Origin of the sequence: Candidatus Pantoea soli (assembly GCF_007833795.1) — a bacterium.
Classification (GTDB): Bacteria; Pseudomonadota; Gammaproteobacteria; order Enterobacterales; family Enterobacteriaceae; genus Pantoea; species Pantoea soli.
In genome coordinates, this window is record NZ_CP032704.1 from 56,448 (window position 1) to 76,986 (window position 20,539).

The following is a 20,539-nucleotide window of genomic DNA, read 5'->3' on the forward strand; positions in this document are numbered from 1 at the left end:
ACAACTACCGTTGCCTGGAGCTGTTAACAGGAGCAGTATGTTAACCTTCAGTCAGCCCTGACTCATTTTGAGCATGGCAACAGCATCGTTACCCGGCATCTGAAACTGCACCCGGTGCCGCGCCGCCACGTCCAGCGCAAACACCCGCGTGTAAATCTCCGTAGACTTGGCGCTCTTGTGTCCGAGCAGGCTCTGCAGAGCCTTGAGCGGCGTGCCGGCGTAAAGCATGTGCATGGCGTAGCTGTGCCGGAAGGTGTGCAGCGTCACCGGAACGGAAAACGTCACGCCCTCTGAAGCGGCTGCCTCAACCGCCTCATTCAGCCAGGTGCGGGCGGTACGGTCGGTGATGTCCCACAGCCGCACCTTCTCCGTCCGCCCCGTTTTTTCGCTCCTGCGCTCCAGCGGAATGCGCAGAGTGGCGATCATCATCTCCAGTTGCGTCACGTACTGCGCGTCTGACAGCGGCACCAGGCGATGCGGCACGGTGCCGGCGGGCAGGCGGCCGGCCCGTCGCTCCGCCTTTTCCTCGCGCTGCTTGAGCGTGGCCAGCTGAACGAACGGATACTGCTGGCGCAGCAGAAAGTCCCCTCTTGTAAGCGCCAGCGCCTCGCTGATGCGCGCGCCGGTGTTCCACAGCGTGGTGAATAGCATCTTGCGACGCAGGTCGGGCATAAAGTGGAGCAGGGCGCTGACCTCCGGAGCTAGGAGGTATTTCGGCAGGTCGTCAACCAGCGCGGCCATCTGCCGCAGCGCCAGCGCGGCCGGGTAGTCAATGGCCACAGGCAGCTGTGCGGCTCCTAGCTGCGGGAACATGGTGGGCAGGTTAATTGTATTGATATTCAGCTCCCGGCAGATTCTCTGTGACAGTAGGACGTGGGCTCTCCCCGGGTTTGCACCGTGTAGGAAGGAAAATCCGTGATTTCTATATTACTGAATGGCGTAAAGATTTCGCCTGCAGGCAGACGCCGGCGGAATCCTTCCAAGACGGACTCTTCGCCCGCAGGGCCGACGGACGGCATCGATACCGACATGCTGTCAGGAACGATGCTGGAATAGCTGCCTTTATCATCCATCCGCTCCAGCATTCTGAGCTTCAGCGTCAGGTCAGAACTGCTGCTTTTACCCGGAATGCTCCATGTCGATGAGACCTCATACACTGCGCTGTCCTGCTTCCTGTCAACCACGGTTCCCCGCATCTGCAGTACGGTCGGCTGGATCATTTTTCCGTCGCCCGGCAGATTCTTACTGCATACCATAACGGAGCCGGACGGATAGGCGGCGTTCAGGTGTATGACTTCATCCCGCGTCGCGGCATGCGTGGCAGGCACCACTCCTGCAGACGCAATCACTCCGGTAAACAGCCCGGCAGCCACGCTTCTCCGGATCCCTGCCCGCGGACTGCTCACCCGGACGGTCAGTGGGTGACCAGCTGAACCCGTAACGCCGCTGACGATATCATCTGCCTTCATCATCGTTTTTTCTCCATTTCCTTTAAATTCCGCCATCCATAAGCTGTATTTCTACGCTTATATGTAATCCCGATAGCCCCTTTAATTCCTTAACTCACCAACCCGGCCTGGGTAGTGGTGCAGAACCATTTAAGGCATCTGTCGATTGAATCATAAAACGATCGTGTTCAAGATCGAATTCTTTGGCATTAGCAGGCCGGGAAGAGTACGAGGGAAGCGAAGACATTTGGGTACGCCAGCGCTCAGGTCCGTCATTGGCCCATCGCCAGGCCAGTTCCCCGCCGAACTGATCGAGAAGTTGAAACAGCTTTGAACTGTTGCAATCCTCTGTCAGGTAAAACCAGACACTTTTCTCGCCCTGCTCAATGAGCAAGGCAATTAGTTCTTCAATTGCCACCTCTTGATCTCGCTAATAGTAACACCATGAAATCATATCCCACTGACACACCTGATGGTCAACCTTAATTACTTTCCCGTTAGTAAGTATTCATAAAATAATAATAATCATGATCATAAGCACGCCGTTAAATTACCTGAATCCCGTTCCGCTGAGATCCGACTTTTTCCATTATCATGGGTTTTCCGGAATCTTAGCACGGCAGCGGGACGAGACAAAACCCGCTTTGCCAGAGAACCTCCGCAGTTGAGTACTACATCTGGTAGCATGAGCAGCTGAATTAACCACTACATATAGTACCCTGCTCAGAAAACCGCCCCCGCACCTGAAAGATCCGGTTCTACCTTTTTTCGGATCTCAGCGGAAAATGAGAGAGAAGTAGATATGCTTGGCATATCCATATGTCCTGCATCTGCATAAGTGTTGGATACGCATATACATGCCATCTGCATGTTTAAGACATATACATATGCTAAGTATATGCATATACTTAACCTATTCAGACCCATTGTGGCTAAAAATGAGGCCGGTAACGGCACAGCGTCGGAATTTCGACCGGAAGGAGTAAATCATGCGAACTGTATCTGTGTTTAAAAATGGCAATAACCGCGCCATCCGCCTGCCCCGCGATCTGGATTTTGAGGGGGTGAGTGAGCTGGAAATCGTCCGGGAAGGGGACAGCATCATCCTGCGTCCCGTCCGGCCGACCTGGGGCTCATTCCTGGGGTTCGAAAAAGCCGATCCGGATTTTATGGCGGAGCGCGAGGACGTTGTCAGCGACGAAGGACGATTTGACCTGTGAAAAAAACGTATATGCTGGACACTAATATCTGCTCATTCATCATGCGCGAGAAGCCGGAGACCGTGATAAAACGCCTGGAGCAGGTGGTGCTGCGCGGTCATCGTATTGTGGTCTCGGCCGTGACCTACGCCGAGATGCGCTTCGGCGCCACCGGCCCGAAGGCCTCGCCTCGCCACATGCAGCTGGTTGACGCGTTCTGCGCCCGCCTTGATGCCGTCCTGCCCTGGGACCGTGCCGCGGTGGATGCGACCACGGAGATTAAAGTTTCGCTGCGGCTGGCCGGGACACCGATCGGTCCGAACGACACTGCGATCGCCGGGCACGCCATTGCCGCCGGCGCCGTGCTGGTGACGAATAATACGCGGGAGTTTGAGCGGGTACCGGGTCTGACGCTGGAAGACTGGGTGAAGTAAACCACTCTCTTCAGAGTAATATCCTGAATTATCCGGCAGGTTATTTCGGCGTGCCGGGTATTTTGTATCTAAGGGTGTAGAGCCTGTCAAATTCCACATAAGGCTCCCCTGTTTCAGCCGCATGCCGGAGCTTAGCTTCCAGCAGGTCGGGCAGAGCGATACCGTGACTGAGTGAATGATAAAGATCATAACCACTGACACAAATCACCCGTTTTCCTTTCCCGAAGGCCATCAGACCTTCATCACTAAACCCCATCCAGCTGATGAACACGCCCCGGGCCCATTTTGCCTTGGTGCTGAGTTTTCCTTCAAATACGTGTAAATCTGCCGCCGGCGTTTTGTTCTGATGCCACTTCGCTTCCATCAGATAAAAGTCATCATTCAGCCGGAAGCTGCCGTCAATCTGCTCACCCGTGTTACGAAATGACGATCGGGGGGCGAGCTTAAAGGTACTGAAAAGTTCTGCAAGCCATGCTTCAAACCGGAAACCCCGCGGATGTGGCGGCAGGGATTTCATTTCATTCATTTCGGCTATCAGTGAAGTCCAGTCAACACCGTGCCATACCTGAACAGGCCTGTCGCCTTTGGCTGCATCAGCATCCGTATTTTCCAGCCGTGAAATCAGTGCAAGCCAGTCATTGCGGCTTTGTTCGGCCTGCCCAGGCATGGTCTCCATTTTATACCGCCACAGAGCATCAAGAACCCGCAGGGCGGTTTCATGATCGACCTGTTTCAGCAAACATCTTACCCGTTTGGCTTTTGAGGTTCCTTCTTCCTGATAACGTTCATCATCAATATCAATGTTCAGCTCTTCATCAAAAAAAGCCGACAGCGTGCGGTTGGAGAAATCGAGTATCCAGCCCGGAGCGCTTTCAAAGACGAGATTAAACAGTCTCAGATCCTGCATTTTCAGCTTCACGCCAGCCTCCTGTTTTTTAAGAGTATAACGGGATGTCAATGCAGGTGGTACTGAGTCAATACCGTACATCAATTTCGCATATTCCGACTTTGCCTTTTTCCGGATCTCAGGATGCGAAACCCTAAACGAGGCAAAGTTCAGATAGCCTTTTTACATCATTATATGCGATGTAGTTATTTGACTACATAGCATTGGCGTGTAATATAAAGACCACACATAATTTCGGGTGGATATCAAAATGGCTGCCATAAACATAAAGATGGATATCGTTCTTAAAAACACAGGGGATGAAGTGCTGCGGGAGCATGGCCTTAACACCACACAGGGCATTACGCATTTTTACGAGTATATGGCCCAACATGGCAAGCCGCCTTTCTTCACTGAAACGAGGCATTTCAGCGCTGGAGATCTGACGCTTGTCATTGCCACGCAGTTCAGCGATGCACTTAACCAGCTGCACAAAATCCGTGAATTACTCAATTCTGACGACGCGGACTTCCCTCAGATCGCGGCGGCCAAACTGGAGCTTTCCCGCCTGGCTGCAGGCATACTCCAGAATGGCTGGCGACTGGAGTCCCTCCCGGAGGACAACGTCTTGACCGACCCGGCCCGGCGGATGCTGCCCCGCATCAACTATCACCTGACAGGATGCGACTTTGCCCTGTCAGATTTGCCGGCCGTACTTCCTGTACCGGTAAAGGTGGTGAATACGTTCGGCATCTCCCTGGCGGCGTACGAAACGGAGCTAACGCTGCTGCAGTCGATACTGCGTGATAGCGGGTTACTGGCCCGCCCTGAGCCAGCCCGTGAATTTGTTTTTCGGGATGAAAACGTCGTGATATCGGTCATTCAACCGGATGAATACCAGCACGGCGCCTGGATCGTACGGATGCAGACAAAATCCCTGGAGCGTGAAAATGCCCTTGAAGGTGCGGGCCTGATTTTCCCGGAACTGAAGGGGAGGGTGTTTCTGCCGGGAACCGTGTACGGGAAAGCTGTACTGAATCCCCTGACAGGAAAATATGAGATGGGATTCCAGTTCCTTTCAGGGTTCAGTGAGTTCCACATGTACTCCAGTGGTCATGAGGAGGAACATAATCCCACTTCACCTGACAAGGTGGCGGAGAGCCTTTCATTGAGGGTGTCCGTTTACCTTCAGGAATTATTGAACGAAATGGCCGGGCGACATTAACAGGAGAAATGAATAATGAATAAAACACATGGCATTCCGGACCATCTTTTTACGGCCCTGCTGGCCGGTTTCTCCCGGGAAACTGGCGGGTCAGTATCATGACGGACAAAATCTACCGTTCAGTGATCCACATGGGCTCAATGATGGCCGGTTATTTCAGGTATCGGGACGTGTTTCAGATTTACCCCGGACCGGTAAACAACCAGAGCGAACACGGTCAGCCGGTCATTATTGAGTACAATGAACGTTACCGGCTGCCGCCGAAGGACGGGGAAGAAGAAAGGATCAATATTTTCGGTGAGGGCTACGGGCATCTCGATTTGCTGCAGGAGATTACAGCCTTGTTACAGCTTATCACCAGCTGCCTCACCTGGGTTCCATCAGACGGTATGAGCGTCCGCCCGGGCCCGCAGAAACGGATTGAGGCGTTCAGCACACCGGATTCGCGTTATCCCTTGCGCTTCAGTGAGGCCCGAATCTTGAACAGGATGAATGCAGGTCCGGAATTTGTGTCCCTGCAGAGCCAGGCTGTGGCTTTACTGGACAGCTACTTTGGTATGGACACGGACACGCGCGAGCGCATCAATGCGTCTCTTTTTCTGCATCAGAAAATGCGCAGGCTGATACTGAATTCTGCCAGCATGGGCTTTGTCGGCCTGATATCCTCCATTGAAAATCTGGTTTTTTTTGAGGGCGAACGCCAGGGTTTTGTGGTTGAGAAGTGCAAAAATTGCGGTCAGCCACGCTACAGCGTTACCCGGCGCTTCAGGGACTTCATGGAAATTTACTCTGAGGAAAATTTCGTCAGGGAGCATAACGTCCGCGGGTATTACCACACGGAAGAGGAGTTTGTCGGAGAAGCGGCGCAGGAACTTATCAAGCGCTTTTATGACCAGCGCAGCCTAATATCCCACGCCGGCCAGATACTGGAACTGGATCGCTCTCTGTCTGGATTCTCAATGAAGGAAATCCGGCTGTTGAACGAGGTGGAAACCCTGACCCGCATCGCCCTGTTCAGCTACATTCTCAAATTTAACGACCCGGCTAAAGGCTGCAAATCCGAAACTGATGACCAAAAATAAGTGGGAAACAAGATGGCTGAAGTCAGGTATGAATCATCACTTAAGCAAACCATTCTGGAAGTGAACAACCCGGAGGTCGCTGTGTGATATTGAGCATGCGCTGCTGGACTACTGTGACCAAGCCCCGGATACGGCGCTGGCGCTCCACCGTTCTCTTTATGTCCGAAGAGGCTTTTCAGGCAATGACCGATGAACTGCGCAGGGCCATGCGGATAAAGCCTTTTGACTGGCCGCTTTTCTGAGAGCCCAGAACGAGAAAAGCCATCCCGAGGGATGGCTTTTCCGATACTAACTTAAACGCACGGGTCCGAAGAAGTCCGCGCCTTGATGGTGCTAAATTTACTCCCGTCTGACGAAAGCGTCAACCTTATCTCTTTAAAGCGTCGCGGAGGCGGCATGCAACTTGAAGACTACATTTCAAAAGAGCGCCTGAAAATTTACACGGACGTACTCAAGCTGAAGCCTGAAGAGGCGCTCGGCGGCTACAACTGGAACAAGGCGCTCTCGGCGGCCATGCAGCCGCTGATGCACTGCCTGGAAGTGACGCTGCGCAACGCTATTGACTTTGCCATCCGCAATAACCCGCCGCCGGGCGCGGCCGGGCAGTGGCGGACTGATGCATACTGGATCTATGATCTGCCGCGTTATATGGGTGATAAAACCTACACCCGCCAGGGCAAAAGATTTAAAACGGACAGGCAGGGAAAACCCCGAACGTTTCCGGACGGCAGGCCGATGTATCACTTTACCGCCTGGGAAGAGGACTGCGTGCGCAGGGTGTCAAAGCGCATCAAAGATGCCGGTAAGGACCTTACGCCCGAACGTGTTATATCCGGGCTCGATTTCGGATTCTGGACTAATCTGCTCACGGCGGAGTACGAGGAACCGAGAAACCTCTCGCTGTTGTGGCCGCACCTGACAGCAGACGTGTTCCCAGCACGACCAGCGGGGATCCGCCGGCATCATATTGAAGACAAGTTCACCCGCATTCGCGATCTTCGCAACCGGCTGGCACACCATGAGGCCGTGTGGAAGTTTCAGGAGCTGGGCGTAAACGGTAAGCCCGACTATGGTAGCCCCGTCTATGGGCTGAACGCTTCGCTGCAGCTGCTACGCCGGGCGTGGTACGACGTGCTGGAGGCCCTTCATTGGATAAGCCCGGCGCGTCACGCCACCTTTATGTCGGAAGGTCATCACGTGCGGTTTGAAACGCTGGCCACGCGTGAGGGACTGCAATGTTACACAGAGCGTGACAACGTTACGCTTACCCTGAACGTCAGGCCCAGCCGCGAGGCCAGAAAGCTTATCCGGTCGCTGCAGCAGGGGAAAACAATCCGGATAACGGACCGTAACCGCCTGCTGGCTATCATAGGACCTGACTGGAACCGGATTGAAAACTGAAGCGTGTTACCGCCCTATAACTCCGAAAAGTCAGGCAATTTCTTCCATAGCATCGTCATTCGCAGATGGAGGAGGGAGTATCAGCGAATCGCACTCTCTGATGACATATTCAGGAATGAGATCAAACCGGGCGGGATCCAGCTGACAGATAAATTCATTTTCAATATGGTAGGTCTCGTTCATGAACTTACGTATGACCGCATTTTCGAGTCCGGTCTGAAGCAGCCTGAACACCTGTAGTTTCTCGTAGCCACTCCGGCAGAGAGAATAGAGCGCACGAACACGATCCGGGTCCGTTAGCTGCACAAGAGTCGCTGCGTAATCAAATCCGGGTATACGTAAGGCAATTGCCTGGCAGCCATTAGCGACTTTCTCCGCGGCCATTTCAGGATATCCCACTCCCTGCTGAACGGGTTCACGGCTGTCAATGGGCGTTTCCCGGTGATGAAAGAGATTTGACAGCACCTGATAGGCATCACCGCGGTCGTCGATAATTTCATAATGCCGGCGAAGATAGATCAGCTTTATCACGTCTTCACTGTCAGAGTCAGTAACGGACTGGCAGATCTGAGCAAAGGTGCGGATGTCGCTTTCGCCGATGAGCTGCTCGGTGATGCAGCCTGAGCTGTAGCGGAGGTGTGAGGCCGTAACCAGATTATTAAACAGCTTCCTGACGGACTTCAGCGTATCAATAATGGGTTCAACGTCGTGAGTCAGCATCAGTACCGTTTCGTTTTTCAGGCATTCACCGGCATTGCGGCGAAACAGCATCTCCAGAATGGCAAACTTTTTGTTTTTATCAAAGGATGAAATCGGGTCGTCAAGAATGATCAGATCCGGTTTCTTAGCCAAGCATTCGTACATGAAGAGGACGATGGCAAAGGCATTACGTTCACCATAGCTGAGATGCTGGCTGCCGCCGCTGACGTAGCCGTCAAAATCTTCGTGGCGCAGCTTAAGCCGGCATTTATCGCCTTCTCCCGTGATGTCCACCTGATAACGATAGCCAGCGTAAGCCAGAAAGGTATTGATATCGGTTTTATGCTTGAGGATCAGCTTCTGCATGCCCTGGCGCTGCTTGTTGATTTGTCCCTGTAGGCGCCCGGCCTGCGTCGTGAGGTCATTCAGGGAGGCATTAAGGCTGGCCACGGTGCTGGCCGTTTTATCTGACTGCAGCTCCGGGAAAAACTTCACGTCCAAGCGACAGGCTTCCAGCGCCGCCTTAACGTTGGTGGACGCGCTGAACGTAAAACCATTGAGGGTTTTCAGGGTATTCAGCATTCCAATCAGGCTGTCTGTCTGTTTCTTCACCGTCACAAGATATTCTTCGTGCTGTTTTTCCAGCCCGCTTTTCCGCGTTGTGATGTCAGCGAGGCGGGCGCGGGCAGGCTCGGAAAAATATTCGCCGAGTTTATCCAGCACCCCAATCAGGCCGATCAGGTTTTTAATAATGGCCTTATCATATTCTGTGCTAACGCGGCTGATCTGCTCGGCCTTTTCACGTGAGTCACCGGTGCAGAACGGACAGCAGCCTTCAGAAAGCGTAGAGAATTTCTCATATCCCCGGGTCTGCCATTCAATCCACTCCACGCTGCTTTTACTTTGGATGTATGGCTTATACAGTTCCAGGCCTTCAGGAATGTGCTGAAGCTTGTTACCGGCAGACAGGCCCTTCATTCCTGTGGACGTTTTTGCAATCCCGGTACTGCTCAGTTTGAACGCCGCGCTGAGCTCCCCCAGGTGAGTGATGAATTCTTCAAGGCCGGCGTTATCAGCAAACTGCTGCCGTATGGCCACGACCATGGCTTCGATTTCACGTTCGGTCTCGTGATACGCTTCGCTTTTGATGAAAATATCAAAACTGTTGCTTACGAGTTCGTCCGGCTGGAAAGTAAACTGATCGACATACTTTTCATTAAAGCACATGACGTTCTGCAGACCATCGGCGCCGGTTACCGCTGGCCTGACTGCATCAGGATTAGAACCACGATATCTGAACGGAAGCAGGTCACTCAGCCCCTGCTCATCCCCGTTAACTGTGCACTGAATCGCGCGGGAAATGGTGCTTTTTCCGGTACCATTAGGCGCAAATTTAATATTTAATTTATTCTCTGCCAGAGTGATATTTGCTTTATCGATGTTATTGCAGCTATTAATTTCAATTTCCATACCCAATCCTTTACGGCAAAGACGCTGAGCGGATCCCTGAATTACAGGCCCGATTAATTAATCATGCTGAAGCCAGAATATATAAGCACTGTTTCATTTTCAGGTAAAGCATACCGGCGTTCGCAGCGATTAATGAGTAGCTGAGAAATTGTTCCTCATCGGGAATATTTGCTTGTAATTAATTTTTTGGCACGCAGGTCGTGAGAAGGTGATGTGAGGGTGTATGAATACAACCGGTTTCGTACATGTAGAATATAACCTGTCCGAAAGTTAGTGTTTTTAATTTCGGACATGGGTTATAATAAGTACACCTATTTCGTACATAAAATAACTACATGTCACGAGTTTTTGCCTACTGCAGGGTATCGACCCTCGAACAGAACACTGAAAACCAGCGTCGCGAAATCGAAGCGGCCGGCTTTGCCATCAGACCCCAGCGACTGATTGAAGAGTACATAAGTGGTTCAGTCGCGGCTGCTGAACGCCCTGGATTTATGCGTCTCCTTGATCGAATGGAAAACGGGGACGTTTTAATCGTAACGAAGCTGGATCGCCTCGGGCGAAACGCCATGGATATCAGAAAAACCGTTGAGCTACTTTCTGCGTCAGAAATACGGGTACACTGCCTGGCGCTGGGAGGGGTAGACCTCACCAGTCCGGCCGGAAAGATGACAATGCAGGTAATCTCGGCGGTTGCTGAATTTGAGCGCGATCTGCTACTTGAACGTACACATGCTGGTATTGCGCGGGCTAAGGCATCCGGAAAGCGTTTCGGCCGCCCGCCGGCTCTGGATGACGAACAAAAGAAAGCGGTGTTCTTGCGTCTTAGTGAAGGGAAGAGTATCAGCGCGATCGCCCGCGAATTTGACACCACACGGCAGACCATTTTAAGAGTGAAAGCGATAATGGAAGACGCTGATGCTCGTTCATGAGTTGCTTTTCTGCGTATGTCCGCTTTGTGCCAGAAGCGGACGTTGGTAGCTGGTAAAAGCTGTAGTGATACTTCGCCGGAGAGAGTAGACCTGTCCGGTTTAGATATCGAAGAATATTTATCTGATTTCGTTTTTTGCAAAACTGCTGTTTAGGTTTTTCAGCACTTCATTGATACCTCTGCTTACAATCCGGTCTTCCCGCATGACTGTCCCGAGAGTCCGGTGAAGAGAGGGCGTCACAGAGTAAAGATCGAGCCCCGATCTTTCCTCAATGCATGCAACGGACATTCTGGGAACAATGCTGTAGCCAAGACCGGCACGGACCATTCTTTTAATAGCTTCGATACTGCCAAGCTCCATGACCGGGCAGGCAATATGTCCCGTCTCCCGGAACCACTGGTCAATCAGGGCGCGTGTCCCGCTTCCCGGTTCAAAGATAATCAGCGGCAGCGGCAACAAAGCGTCCGGATTCCATATTTTCGCACTCGGCTCTGATGCATCCTTTTCCATGATGACAACAAACTCATCCGTACCCAGCGGGATGATGCTCAGGTTTTTACCTGCAGCTGGCAGAGTCACCAGGCCAATATCTATACGATTTTCCTCCACGCCCCGCACTATATCGGAAGTGTTACCTGTGCGTACGTCCACCTTCAGCAGGGGATGGGCCTGCCGCAGTTGCTGTAGTAAGGGGGGAAGTAAATGAATACAGGCCGTTGCGCCTGTGCCAACAGTAACAGTGCCGGTTATCTCATCAGAATGCTGGCACACCGATTCAACTGCTGTACTTACCACTGCATCAATTTTCATGCTGTGCTCAACGAGAGTCAGCCCGGCTGGCGTGGGCCTTACTCCCCGGCTGGTTCGCTCAATAAGCCGGACCTGAAGCGCCTGCTCCAGTTGTCTTATATGCAGGCTCACTGCCGGCTGCGACAGACCAAGTGCTTCAGCCGCCCCGGAGAAACTGCCCCGGCTGACGACCAGTCTGAAAGTAGCCAGGTGATCGAGGTTCAGGTTTGCCATGCCAAAATTTTCCTTATGCCGCTGATAAGTCCTGCTGCCTGTCTGAAATTGTTCATTCCGGTTAGTCTCTGCTTATGACCGCAGAAGGAGCCGTACCGATGGAAATAACCGAAGCAGATGAACGACATATTCCTGCCATCCAGCAGATTTATGCTTATCACGTATTGCATGGCACCGCCACTTTTGAAACTGAACCGCCGGATCCGGCTGAAATGACAGCCCGCCTGAAAAAGGTGCGTGCAGCAGGACTGCCCTGGTTTGTGGCTGTTGAGGACGGCAATGTCCGCGGATACTGCTACCTGTCACTCTACCGGGAACGGTGTGCCTACAGATTCACCCTGGAGAATTCTGTATATATTGCCCCCAACTTTCAGGGTCAGGGGATCGGAAAAAAGTTGTTATTGAGTGCGGTCACATGGGCAGAGGACCGTAGCTTTCGCCAGCTCGTGGCCGTAGTTGGAAACAGCGAAAATAGCGCCTCTCTTGCCCTGCATCGCGCGGCAGGCTTCAGCATTACAGGAACGCTCAAATCTGTGGGCTTCAAGCACGGACGCTGGCTTGATACGGTCATCCTGCAGCGTACGCTCGGGCAGGGCGACGCCACATTTCCGGAGAGCACGGGTTGACTGACGGGTATCTGACAGGCCGCACCATTTTCTGCATTGGCATGACGCAGCTAATCAACTGGGGTATCACATTCTATATGCCGGGGGTCTTCGGGACCGCCATCATGTCGGAGACAGGCCGGTCACCAGTTGTGACATTCTCCGGGCTGACTATTGCCATGCTTGTTATGGGGCTTGTCTCGCCACTTACCGGCCCCCTTATAGCACGTACCGGCGGGCGTACGGTGATGATGGTGGGAACCTTCGTCATAGTCCTCGGTTGTTTTCTGATGGCTTTTACCCATTCAACCACATCGTGGGTTGCCGTCTGGCTCCTGATGGGAGCTGGCATGCGACTTGCCCTGTATGATGCCGCATTTGCGCTGCTTGTAGAAATTGCAGGCGCAGAGGCCCGCCGGGCAATCACCCTGGTCACACTGCTGGGTGGTCTCGCGTCAGTCGCGTTCTGGCCTGCTGGCGCTGCGCTACTGCACTTTACCGACTGGCGGCATGCCATTATCGTTTACGGCTGTGCAGGCATTGTCAGCCTGCTTTTTTTGACCACCGTTCCGGCAGGTTATCGGCGTCAACCTCCCGTTGCCGGGCAGCCCGCTCTTCAGGCGATCGGACCAGCAGAAGACCGGAAAGCCTTTATCAGCGGCCTGTGGTACGCCACGTTGATAGCGCTGATAAGCTTTGTTTCCACCGGCGTGTCCGCTCATTTTCCTCAGATACTGGCCGCTTATGGTATGCCCGCCGTAGCGGGTATGTTGTGGGGGGTGGGACAGGTGAGCGCCAGACTGCTGGACGTGGCTTCCGGTGCACGTACTTCAGCGATCCGTCTGAGCCTGTTTACCGGCATTATTCTGCCATTATGCTTTTTGGTTGGCCTTGCAGGGAATGTTACCCCGGTGGCTACAGCCATCTTTATTCTGAGTTACGGGGCTGTAAACGGACTGAGTACGATCATTAAGGCCGTCCTGCCTCTTGTGCTGTTTGATCCGCAGCAGTATGCCCGTAAAACAGGCTTACTGCTGTCACCCGCTTTTTTGCTCGCGGCGCTCGCGCCGTCAGTTTACGCCACACTGCTGGAGCAATACGGCACACCCGGCACGCTGCTTTTATCTGCCATCCTTACCCTGTTCATCACGGCGATTTCCATAGTGATCTGGCGTCGTCATCCTTCCTCTGCTGGACCGAACCGGGATAAGGGCGAGCCATCCATTCCGGGGAAAAATATTTGACGCTGATTATATTTCTATTATTCTGGAAATATAGTTCAAGGAGGGCGTATGGATTTAAAAACAGCAGCAAATGCGCTTCGGGAGCTGGGGCACCCGACCCGTCTTAGCGTATACAGGGAGCTGGTGAGAGCGGGTCATGACGGCCTGCCAGTCGGTGTTCTGCAGAAGCGCCTCGGTATTCCGCCCTCCACGCTCAGTCATCATATTTCGGCGCTGATGTCCGCGGGCCTGATCAGCCAGGAACGGCAGAGCCGTACCTTGTTTTGCAGACCTTGCTATACGCAGCTTGAACAACTGATGGCCTTTCTTACAGAGGAATGCTGCGCAGGCAGTAGCTGCAGCCTGTCACCCGCGACGACTCACAAAGAGACCTCATTGTGAATAACATGAACGATACCCTGAAAAATGTTGATACTTCACTCCTGGACGTGCCGCTGACGGAAGATAAGCTGAGGGCTGCAGAAGTGGCGCACCCGCCCCGCATTCTGATGCTCTACGGCTCGCTGCGGGAACGATCTTATAGCCGGCTGACGACGGAAGAAGCCGCCCGGCTGCTGACGGCAATGGGTGCAGAGGTCAAAATTTTTAATCCGTCCGGTCTGCCGCTGCCTGATGATGCCCCTGAAACGCATCCCAAAGTTGTGGAACTGCGCGAACTGGTTCTCTGGTCGGAAGGCATGGTATGGTGCTCCCCGGAGCGTCACGGCGCTATGACCGGCATCATGAAGGCGCAGATTGACTGGATACCGCTGACGTCAGGTGCGGTTCGCCCGTCGCAGGGAAAAACCCTGGCTGTCATGCAGGTCAGCGGCGGCTCGCAGTCTTTCAACGCAGTTAATCAGATGCGCATTCTGGGGCGCTGGATGCGTATGATTACTATCCCGAATCAGTCATCCGTGGCAAAAGCCTGGGCTGAATTTGATGAAGATGGTCGCATGAAGCCTTCGCCTTACTACGATCGCATCGTGGACGTAATGGAGGAGCTGATGAAGTTCACTCTGTTGACGCGCGGGCGCAGTGACTACCTGACCGATCGCTACAGCGAAAGGAAAGAAAGTACCGCGCAGCTCTCTGAGCGGGTTAATCAGCGCAGTATATGAAAAAAGCCGGCATCTGCCGGCTTCTGTTTTTGCGTCTCCCTTCCTGCCGGCAGCACACTGAAAAAATCAGTGGCTCATCCGGTTTCCGTGTTCATCAATGACTTTTTCGCCGTCCTCTTTCGTAAATGCTCCCTGCTGCGGGTCAGGTAGAATGTCCAGAACCGCTTCAGACGGACGACAGAGTCTTGTGCCGAGCGGCGTCACAACCACCGGGCGGTTGATGAGGATAGGGTGAGCCAGCATAGCATTCAGCAGTTCATCATCGTTGAACCGGTCTTCTGCCAGCCCCAGCTGCTCATACGGCTCTGTATTTTTGCGCAGCAGGGCGCGTGCGCTAATACCCATATCAGCTATCAGCTTTTTAAGCTCGTCGCGGGATGGTGGCATCTCCAGATACAAAATCACTGTTGGCTCCACGCCACTGTTACGGATAAGCGCCAGAGTATTACGGGACGTTCCGCAGGCCGGATTGTGATAAATAGTGATATCAGTCATAAACGGTACTCCGTTAAGGAGCTGCACAGACGCAGCCCCGGGGTTAAGGTTGAAAAGACAGGCGCAGGGCCAGCGCCGCCAGCGTCACAAAAAGTACCGGCAGGGTCATCACAATGCCCACGCGGAAGTAGTAGCCCCAGCTGATGGTGATGTTTTTCTGAGCCAGCACGTGCAGCCACAGCAGTGTCGCCAGGCTGCCGATGGGTGTGATTTTCGGGCCGAGATCGCAGCCGATGATGTTGGCGTATACCATTGCCTCTTTCACCACACCCTGAGCCGTGCTGCCGTCAATCGAAAGCGCGCCAACCAGCACGGTAGGCATGTTGTTCATTACGGAAGAGAGTGCCGCAGTCAGGAAGCCGGTGCCAAGTGTGGCACCCCAGACGCCGTGCTCAGCAAAACGGTTCAAAGCAGCAGAGAGGTAATCCGTCAGGCCGGCGTTACGCAGGCCATATACCACGAGGTACATGCCCAGCGAGAAAATGACTATCTGCCAGGGCGCGCCTTTCAGCACTTTGCGGGTGTCGATAACCTGTCCTTTTTGGGCAACCAGCCAGAGAACAAACGCCCCTACCGCTGCTACCAGGCTGACCGGTACTCCAAGGGGCTCAAGGCCGAAAAATCCGACCAGCAGCAGAAGTAAAACAAACCATCCGGCCCGAAAGGTGCGCATGTCGCGTATAGCTTCCGCTGGCGCTTTCAGCTTCGCCAGGTCATAGGTTGCCGGGATCTCTTTGCGGAAAAACAGATGCAGCATCACCAGCGTAGCCACCACGGAAGCAATATTCACCGGCACCATGACGGAAGCATACTCACTGAAGCCCAGCTTAAAGAAGTCCGCCGTGACGATGTTGACCAGGTTCGACACGATTAGCGGCAGGCTGGAAGTGTCAGCGATAAAGCCCGCTGCCATTACAAATGCCAGCGTGGCAGCCGGACTGAAGCCCAGCGCCAGGAGCATGGCAATAACGATTGGCGTCAGGATAAGCGCCGCGCCGTCATTGGCGAACAGCGATGCCACTGCCGCGCCCAGCAGAATAATATAGGTGAACAGCAGTCTTCCTCTGCCGCCTCCCCAGCGGGAAACATGGAGTGCTGCCCACTCAAAAAAGCCGGACTCATCTAACAGCAGGCTGATGATGATGACCGCAATAAACGTGGCCGTCGCATTCCAGACAATCTGCCATACGGCAGGAATATCACCGATATGCACCACGCCGGTCATTAGCGCCAGAGCGCCCCCGATAACGGCACTCCAGCCAATACTCAGTCCTTTCGGCTGCCAGATAACCAGTACCAGCGTCAGAACAAAAATCGCACCCGCCAGAAACATATACTCTCCTTTAATACTGCACCTGTCAGGCCTGGCGCAGAGAACTTAAAAATATACATATGGGAAAACACATATGAATAGTTAAAAAATTTAAATGCAGATTGGCTTGCCGTTGGTGGTTACATTGTCCCGCTCAGCCTGCTGGCTGAGCTGCAGGATGTCATCCCGCTGGCACAGATAAGCCTGTTCAATTACAGCTGCCGCCCAGACGGGCATATGAGGTGACAGTCGGTAATGAATCCACTTGCCATCACGCCTGTCGATAAGCAGACCGGCGTCCCGGAGTAATGCAAGATGACGGGAAATTTTTGGCTGAGATTCTCTGAGAGTAGTTGTGAGTTCGCAGACGCAAAGTTCTCCCTTTTCCCGCAGCAACAGCACCAGACTGAGCCGTGTTTCGTCAGAAAGCGTTTTGAAAAGCTGTAGAGGATTAAGCTGAAGCATTACAACTCCTGTTTAACAAACAGTGAGCAGTATCGCTAAGTAGGGGGTAGCGAGCAACTATACATTCGGTAAAACATATATTTTTGGTGGTTTTTTATCTTGCAGGTCAGATATAGAGTACGTCGATAAATAAGTTGTAATCGATCAAGGTCCGCTCCTCGCTCATAGCGGACCTCCAGCTCAGTCAGCATGTCCGCTCTGTGCCAGAAGCGGACGTTATCTTTTAATTAAAACGGCTCGTTACAGAGCCTGCTCTTAAAAAATTAATGCGGATGGCTGCCGGCAAGATGGCCAGAAGAAATAACGGGAAGGACATCATCCGACTCATCTGCCTGCTCCAGTTCGCGCAAAATGCCACAGTCGCGCGTTGCACGGTTGGCGTTACAATGACTCTGCAGCTCGCACAACTGCGTTTCCAGCATATTAAGTTCACGAATACGGGCCTGTACATGAAGAAGGTGCTCGTTTATCAGGTCGTTAACCATACCGCAATCTGCATCAGGCTGACTGCGTGCCTGCAGCAGCACCCGGATTTCTTCATGGGTCATATCCAGCGCCCGACAGCGGCGGATAAACATCAGTCTTTCCAGATGGGCACTGTCATAGTGACGGTAGTTATTTGCCTGGTCACGTAATGCTGCCTGCAGCAGCCCCTCACGCTCATAATAACGCACCGTCTCTACCGGACAGCCTGCCTGCCGGGCCAGTTCGCCAATTTTCATAACTTTTTCCTTGTACACTTGACCCTGTAGTTACTTCAGGGTCTTTAATGCCAGTATATGCTATGAACGAGATAAAAACATGAGTGACTGCTGTAGTAATAACAAGTGCGGTTCTGCCGCGTCCGGAGAGCGGACATCCGTCAGCTATACCTCTGCTGCCACGGCAGACGCCTCCGGAAAAACTTCGCAAAAAATGGCTGATGCCTCACCGGACTGTTGTAGTGCCGGAAGCTGCTGTTCATCGGAGAGTCTGAGTCAGCCTTCCGGGCCAGTGGCAGAACGCGACGGGAGCGATAGCGTTCAGACACGTCTGCGCATCGTGCAGATGGACTGCCCGACGGAAGAGACGTTGCTTCGTAAAAAACTCACAAAACTGTCTGACGTCAGTGAGCTTGAATTCAATCTGATGCAGAGGGTACTTACCGTGACCCACTCGCCGCAGGCACTGGAGCCGGTACTACAGGCGGTGCGCTCTCTGGGTTTTGACCCGGAACTGGCTGATAAAGTCACCCGGCCTGCCGGCATCAGTTGTTCAGGCAGCAAAGCGGAAAGCGCCTGCGGTTCCTGCTGCGCACCTGCGGCTGTCACTTCCGGTGAGCTGCAGGCACAGCAGTTGACCGCTGACGGAGTGCGTACCAGCATCCGCATCAGGCAGATGGACTGCCCGGTAGAAGAGGGCATGATCCGTAAAAAGCTGGACGGTATGTCGGCCGTTAAGGAGCTGGATTTTAACCTTATGCAGCGCGTTCTGACGGTCGTTCATGCACCGGGTACGCTGGAGCCGGTTCTGGCCGCCATTCGTTCGCTGGGCTTTGAACCTGAGCTCTCTGACAGCAGCGGGCGGCACGCGGCTACTGAGGAAAAGAAAAATCCCTGGTGGCCGCTGGCACTGGCCGGCGTTGCGGCAGCGGCCGCCGAAGCTATGCACTGGACAGGCATGCCGGAATGGCTGGAAGCAGTTCTGGCCCTGGCCGCTGTTGGTGCCTGCGGCCTGTCTACCTACAAAAAGGGCTGGATTGCGCTGCGTAACGGCAATCTGAATATTAACGCCCTGATGAGCATTGCTGTAACCGGGGCGCTGGCGCTCGGGCAGTGGCCGGAAGCCGCCATGGTAATGGTGCTGTTCACGATCGCGGAACTGATTGAGGCGAAGTCTCTTGACCGCGCCCGCAATGCTATTGGCTCCCTGATGACGCTGACGCCTGAAACAGCCACGATTCAGCAGCCGGACGGTTCCTGGACAGTGGCAGATGCCAGATCTGTACCCCTTGACAGCGTGGTCCGGGTAAAACCGGGTGAGCGTATCGCCCTTGACGGCAGGGTTGTCCGAGGCAGGACCAGCATCAACCAGGCACCCATTACCGGCGAAAGCCTGCCGATCGAAAAAGGAGAAGGCGATCCGGTTTTCGCCGGGACGGTTAACGGCTCCGGTGGTTTTGAATACCGGGTAACGGCTGCTGCCGGAAATACTACACTCGCACGCATCATTCATGCCGTGGAGGAGGCCCAGGGGGCAAAAGCCTCTTCGCAACGCTTTGTTGACCGCTTTGCACAGGTTTATACCCCCGTGGTGTTTGCAATCGCGGTTGCGGTTGCCATCCTCCCGCCACTGATGGCAGGTGAAAGCTGGCACGAGTGGGTTTATAAGGCGCTTGTCATGCTGGTTATCGCCTGCCCCTGCGCGCTCGTCATTTCCACGCCAGTAACTATCGTCAGCGGCCTGACGGCGGCAGCCCGCCGGGGGATCCTGATTAAAGGTGGCATTTATCTTGAAGAGGGCAGAAAACTGAAATGGCTGGCGCTCGACAAAACTGGCACGCTGACGCACGGTAAACCTGTACAAACGGATGTGATTATCTATACCTGGGTTGCCGAAGATGAAGGCCGCAGACTGGCTGCGAGTCTGGCGGGTTACTCCGATCATCCGGTTTCGCAGGCCGTGACGGCAGCATTAGAGGGTTCGCAGCGTTATGACGTTGAGCGCTTTGAAGCTCTGCCGGGCCGCGGGGTGCGGGGTGTCATCAATGACAGAACCTACAGCCTCGGGAATCTGAGACTGGCTGAAGAAACGAGCAGCTGCCCGGAGACTGTCAGGGCGACGCTCAGGGAACTGGAGTCCGCTGGTAAAACGGTCATCCTGCTCTGTGACAGTCATCAGGTACTCGGGCTGTTTGCAGTGGCAGATACAGTCAAAGAAAGCAGTCGCGAAGCGGTGAGCCAGCTGCACGGTCTGGACGTCCGGACACTCATGCTGACCGGAGACAATTCGAGTACAGCGCAGGCCATTGCCGTTCAGGTCGGTATCGATGAAGCCCGGGGTAACCAGTTGCCTGAGGACAAACTGCGCGCCATTGAAACACTTACGGCTCAGGGTACCACTGGCATGGTAGGCGACGGCATCAATGATGCGCCGGCGCTGGCTCGCGCCGATATCGGCTTTGCCATGGGCGCGATGGGCACCGATACCGCCATCGAAACCGCTGATGTTGCCCTGATGGACGATGACTTACGTAAAATCCCTGCCTTTGTCCGGCTTTCAAAACAGACTTACAGCATTCTGGTACAGAACATCGTTATGGCAATTGGCATCAAAGCAATATTTCTGGCCCTGACCATTGCCGGCATGGGAACCATGTGGATGGCTGTATTTGCCGATGTGGGTGCAAGTCTGCTTGTTGTGGCAAACGGCCTGCGCCTGTTGCGTAAATAGCTGGTTATTATGTTGCCCGCTGGCTAACGGCGGGCAACGTCTGCTTTTCGCTCATAGCGGACATTAGTCTGCGCGTCAGTCCGCTAT

21 protein-coding genes are annotated in these 20,539 nt (G+C 53.7%); 11 read left to right on the plus strand and 10 right to left on the minus strand.

Annotated elements, in window-relative coordinates; genetic code table 11:
* Window positions 1-51: 51 nt before the first annotated feature.
* From D8B20_RS20270 to D8B20_RS20280, 3 genes are all read right to left on the minus strand, one after another.
* Complete coding sequence (locus D8B20_RS20270; protein WP_145891738.1) at window positions 52-813, minus strand: site-specific integrase; 762 nt, start codon at window positions 811-813, stop codon at window positions 52-54.
* Window positions 814-839: 26 nt separating this feature from the next.
* Window positions 840-1,472, minus strand: a complete 633-nt coding sequence (locus D8B20_RS20275; protein WP_145891739.1) for a hypothetical protein — start codon at window positions 1,470-1,472, stop codon at window positions 840-842.
* Between the two features lie 91 nt (window positions 1,473-1,563).
* A complete protein-coding gene (locus tag D8B20_RS20280) occupies window positions 1,564-1,866 on the minus strand; it encodes a hypothetical protein (RefSeq protein WP_145891741.1) in 303 nt (100 codons plus the stop codon).
* A 571-nt stretch (window positions 1,867-2,437) separates the two neighbouring features.
* Here D8B20_RS20280 and vapB point away from each other — a divergent pair.
* Together vapB and D8B20_RS20290 are read left to right on the plus strand one after the other, a co-directional pair.
* Window positions 2,438-2,668 carry a type II toxin-antitoxin system VapB family antitoxin gene (gene vapB / locus D8B20_RS20285; protein ID WP_145891743.1) on the plus strand — a complete coding sequence of 77 codons (231 nt, stop codon included), beginning with the start codon at window positions 2,438-2,440 and terminating at the stop codon, window positions 2,666-2,668.
* A complete protein-coding gene (locus D8B20_RS20290; protein ID WP_145891745.1) occupies window positions 2,665-3,081 on the plus strand; it encodes a type II toxin-antitoxin system VapC family toxin in 417 nt (138 codons plus the stop codon). The genes vapB and D8B20_RS20290 overlap by 4 nt, the downstream gene beginning before the upstream one ends.
* A 40-nt stretch (window positions 3,082-3,121) precedes the next feature.
* Here D8B20_RS20290 and D8B20_RS20295 read toward each other — a convergent pair whose 3' ends face one another.
* Window positions 3,122-4,000 (minus strand): restriction endonuclease, encoded by an 879-nt coding sequence (locus D8B20_RS20295; protein ID WP_145891747.1) that lies wholly within the window; start codon window positions 3,998-4,000, stop codon window positions 3,122-3,124.
* 238 nt (window positions 4,001-4,238) lie between these two features.
* Between D8B20_RS20295 and D8B20_RS20300 the strand changes: the two genes are divergently transcribed.
* The 3 genes from D8B20_RS20300 (at window position 4,239) to D8B20_RS20310 (ending at window position 7,675) form a co-directional block, all read left to right on the plus strand.
* Entirely contained in the window at window positions 4,239-5,192 is a 954-nt protein-coding gene (locus tag D8B20_RS20300; RefSeq protein ID WP_145891749.1) for a hypothetical protein, read from the plus strand.
* A gap of 98 nt (window positions 5,193-5,290) precedes the next feature.
* Window positions 5,291-6,274: a hypothetical protein gene (locus tag D8B20_RS20305; RefSeq protein WP_145891751.1), complete on the plus strand. Its 984-nt coding sequence runs from the start codon at window positions 5,291-5,293 to the stop codon at window positions 6,272-6,274.
* 396 nt (window positions 6,275-6,670) lie between these two features.
* Window positions 6,671-7,675 (plus strand): Abi family protein, encoded by a 1,005-nt coding sequence (locus D8B20_RS20310; protein WP_145891753.1) that lies wholly within the window; start codon window positions 6,671-6,673, stop codon window positions 7,673-7,675.
* Window positions 7,676-7,705: 30 nt separating this feature from the next.
* Here D8B20_RS20310 and D8B20_RS20315 read toward each other — a convergent pair whose 3' ends face one another.
* Window positions 7,706-9,844, minus strand: coding sequence for an AAA family ATPase (locus D8B20_RS20315; RefSeq protein WP_145891755.1), 2,139 nt, complete (start codon window positions 9,842-9,844; stop codon window positions 7,706-7,708).
* A gap of 335 nt (window positions 9,845-10,179) precedes the next feature.
* Here D8B20_RS20315 and D8B20_RS20320 point away from each other — a divergent pair, with 335 nt between their 5' ends.
* Window positions 10,180-10,776 carry a recombinase family protein gene (locus D8B20_RS20320; RefSeq protein WP_033755777.1) on the plus strand — a complete coding sequence of 199 codons (597 nt, stop codon included), beginning with the start codon at window positions 10,180-10,182 and terminating at the stop codon, window positions 10,774-10,776.
* 117 nt (window positions 10,777-10,893) lie between these two features.
* On the opposite strand, the gene D8B20_RS20325 is transcribed toward D8B20_RS20320, so the two are convergent.
* The gene (locus tag D8B20_RS20325; protein ID WP_145891757.1) at window positions 10,894-11,799 is read right to left on the minus strand and encodes a LysR family transcriptional regulator; all 906 of its coding nucleotides are present in this window, start codon (window positions 11,797-11,799) and stop codon (window positions 10,894-10,896) included.
* 98 nt (window positions 11,800-11,897) lie between these two features.
* Here D8B20_RS20325 and D8B20_RS20330 point away from each other — a divergent pair, with 98 nt between their 5' ends.
* Genes D8B20_RS20330 through arsH form a run of 4 tightly spaced genes read left to right on the plus strand, consistent with a single transcriptional unit; the run spans window position 11,898 to window position 14,748 of the window.
* Entirely contained in the window at window positions 11,898-12,425 is a 528-nt protein-coding gene (locus D8B20_RS20330; RefSeq protein WP_145891758.1) for a GNAT family N-acetyltransferase, read from the plus strand.
* The gene (locus D8B20_RS20335) at window positions 12,422-13,648 is read left to right on the plus strand and encodes an MFS transporter (protein ID WP_145891760.1); all 1,227 of its coding nucleotides are present in this window, start codon (window positions 12,422-12,424) and stop codon (window positions 13,646-13,648) included. The genes D8B20_RS20330 and D8B20_RS20335 overlap by 4 nt, the downstream gene beginning before the upstream one ends.
* A 48-nt stretch (window positions 13,649-13,696) precedes the next feature.
* A complete protein-coding gene (locus D8B20_RS20340; RefSeq protein ID WP_028722790.1) occupies window positions 13,697-14,029 on the plus strand; it encodes an ArsR/SmtB family transcription factor in 333 nt (110 codons plus the stop codon).
* Between the two features lie 5 nt (window positions 14,030-14,034).
* Entirely contained in the window at window positions 14,035-14,748 is a 714-nt protein-coding gene (gene arsH, locus D8B20_RS20345) for an arsenical resistance protein ArsH (RefSeq protein ID WP_028722789.1), read from the plus strand.
* Window positions 14,749-14,814: 66 nt separating this feature from the next.
* On the opposite strand, the gene arsC is transcribed toward arsH, so the two are convergent.
* The 4 genes from arsC to cadR all read right to left on the minus strand — a co-directional run bounded on the left by arsC (window position 14,815) and on the right by cadR (window position 17,742).
* A complete protein-coding gene (gene arsC, locus D8B20_RS20350) occupies window positions 14,815-15,243 on the minus strand; it encodes a glutaredoxin-dependent arsenate reductase (protein WP_028722307.1) in 429 nt (142 codons plus the stop codon).
* A 43-nt stretch (window positions 15,244-15,286) separates the two neighbouring features.
* Entirely contained in the window at window positions 15,287-16,576 is a 1,290-nt protein-coding gene (locus D8B20_RS20355) for an arsenic transporter (RefSeq protein WP_019106253.1), read from the minus strand.
* A gap of 90 nt (window positions 16,577-16,666) precedes the next feature.
* On the minus strand, window positions 16,667-17,020 hold the full coding sequence (locus tag D8B20_RS20360; RefSeq protein ID WP_028722306.1) for a metalloregulator ArsR/SmtB family transcription factor: 354 nt from the start codon (window positions 17,018-17,020) through the stop codon (window positions 16,667-16,669).
* 263 nt (window positions 17,021-17,283) lie between these two features.
* Window positions 17,284-17,742, minus strand: coding sequence for a Cd(II)/Pb(II)-responsive transcriptional regulator (gene cadR / locus D8B20_RS20365; RefSeq protein ID WP_033755771.1), 459 nt, complete (start codon window positions 17,740-17,742; stop codon window positions 17,284-17,286).
* A gap of 193 nt (window positions 17,743-17,935) precedes the next feature.
* Between cadR and D8B20_RS20370 the strand changes: the two genes are divergently transcribed.
* Window positions 17,936-20,452, plus strand: a complete 2,517-nt coding sequence (locus D8B20_RS20370) for a heavy metal translocating P-type ATPase (protein ID WP_235213027.1) — start codon at window positions 17,936-17,938, stop codon at window positions 20,450-20,452.
* Window positions 20,453-20,539 lie beyond the last annotated feature (87 nt).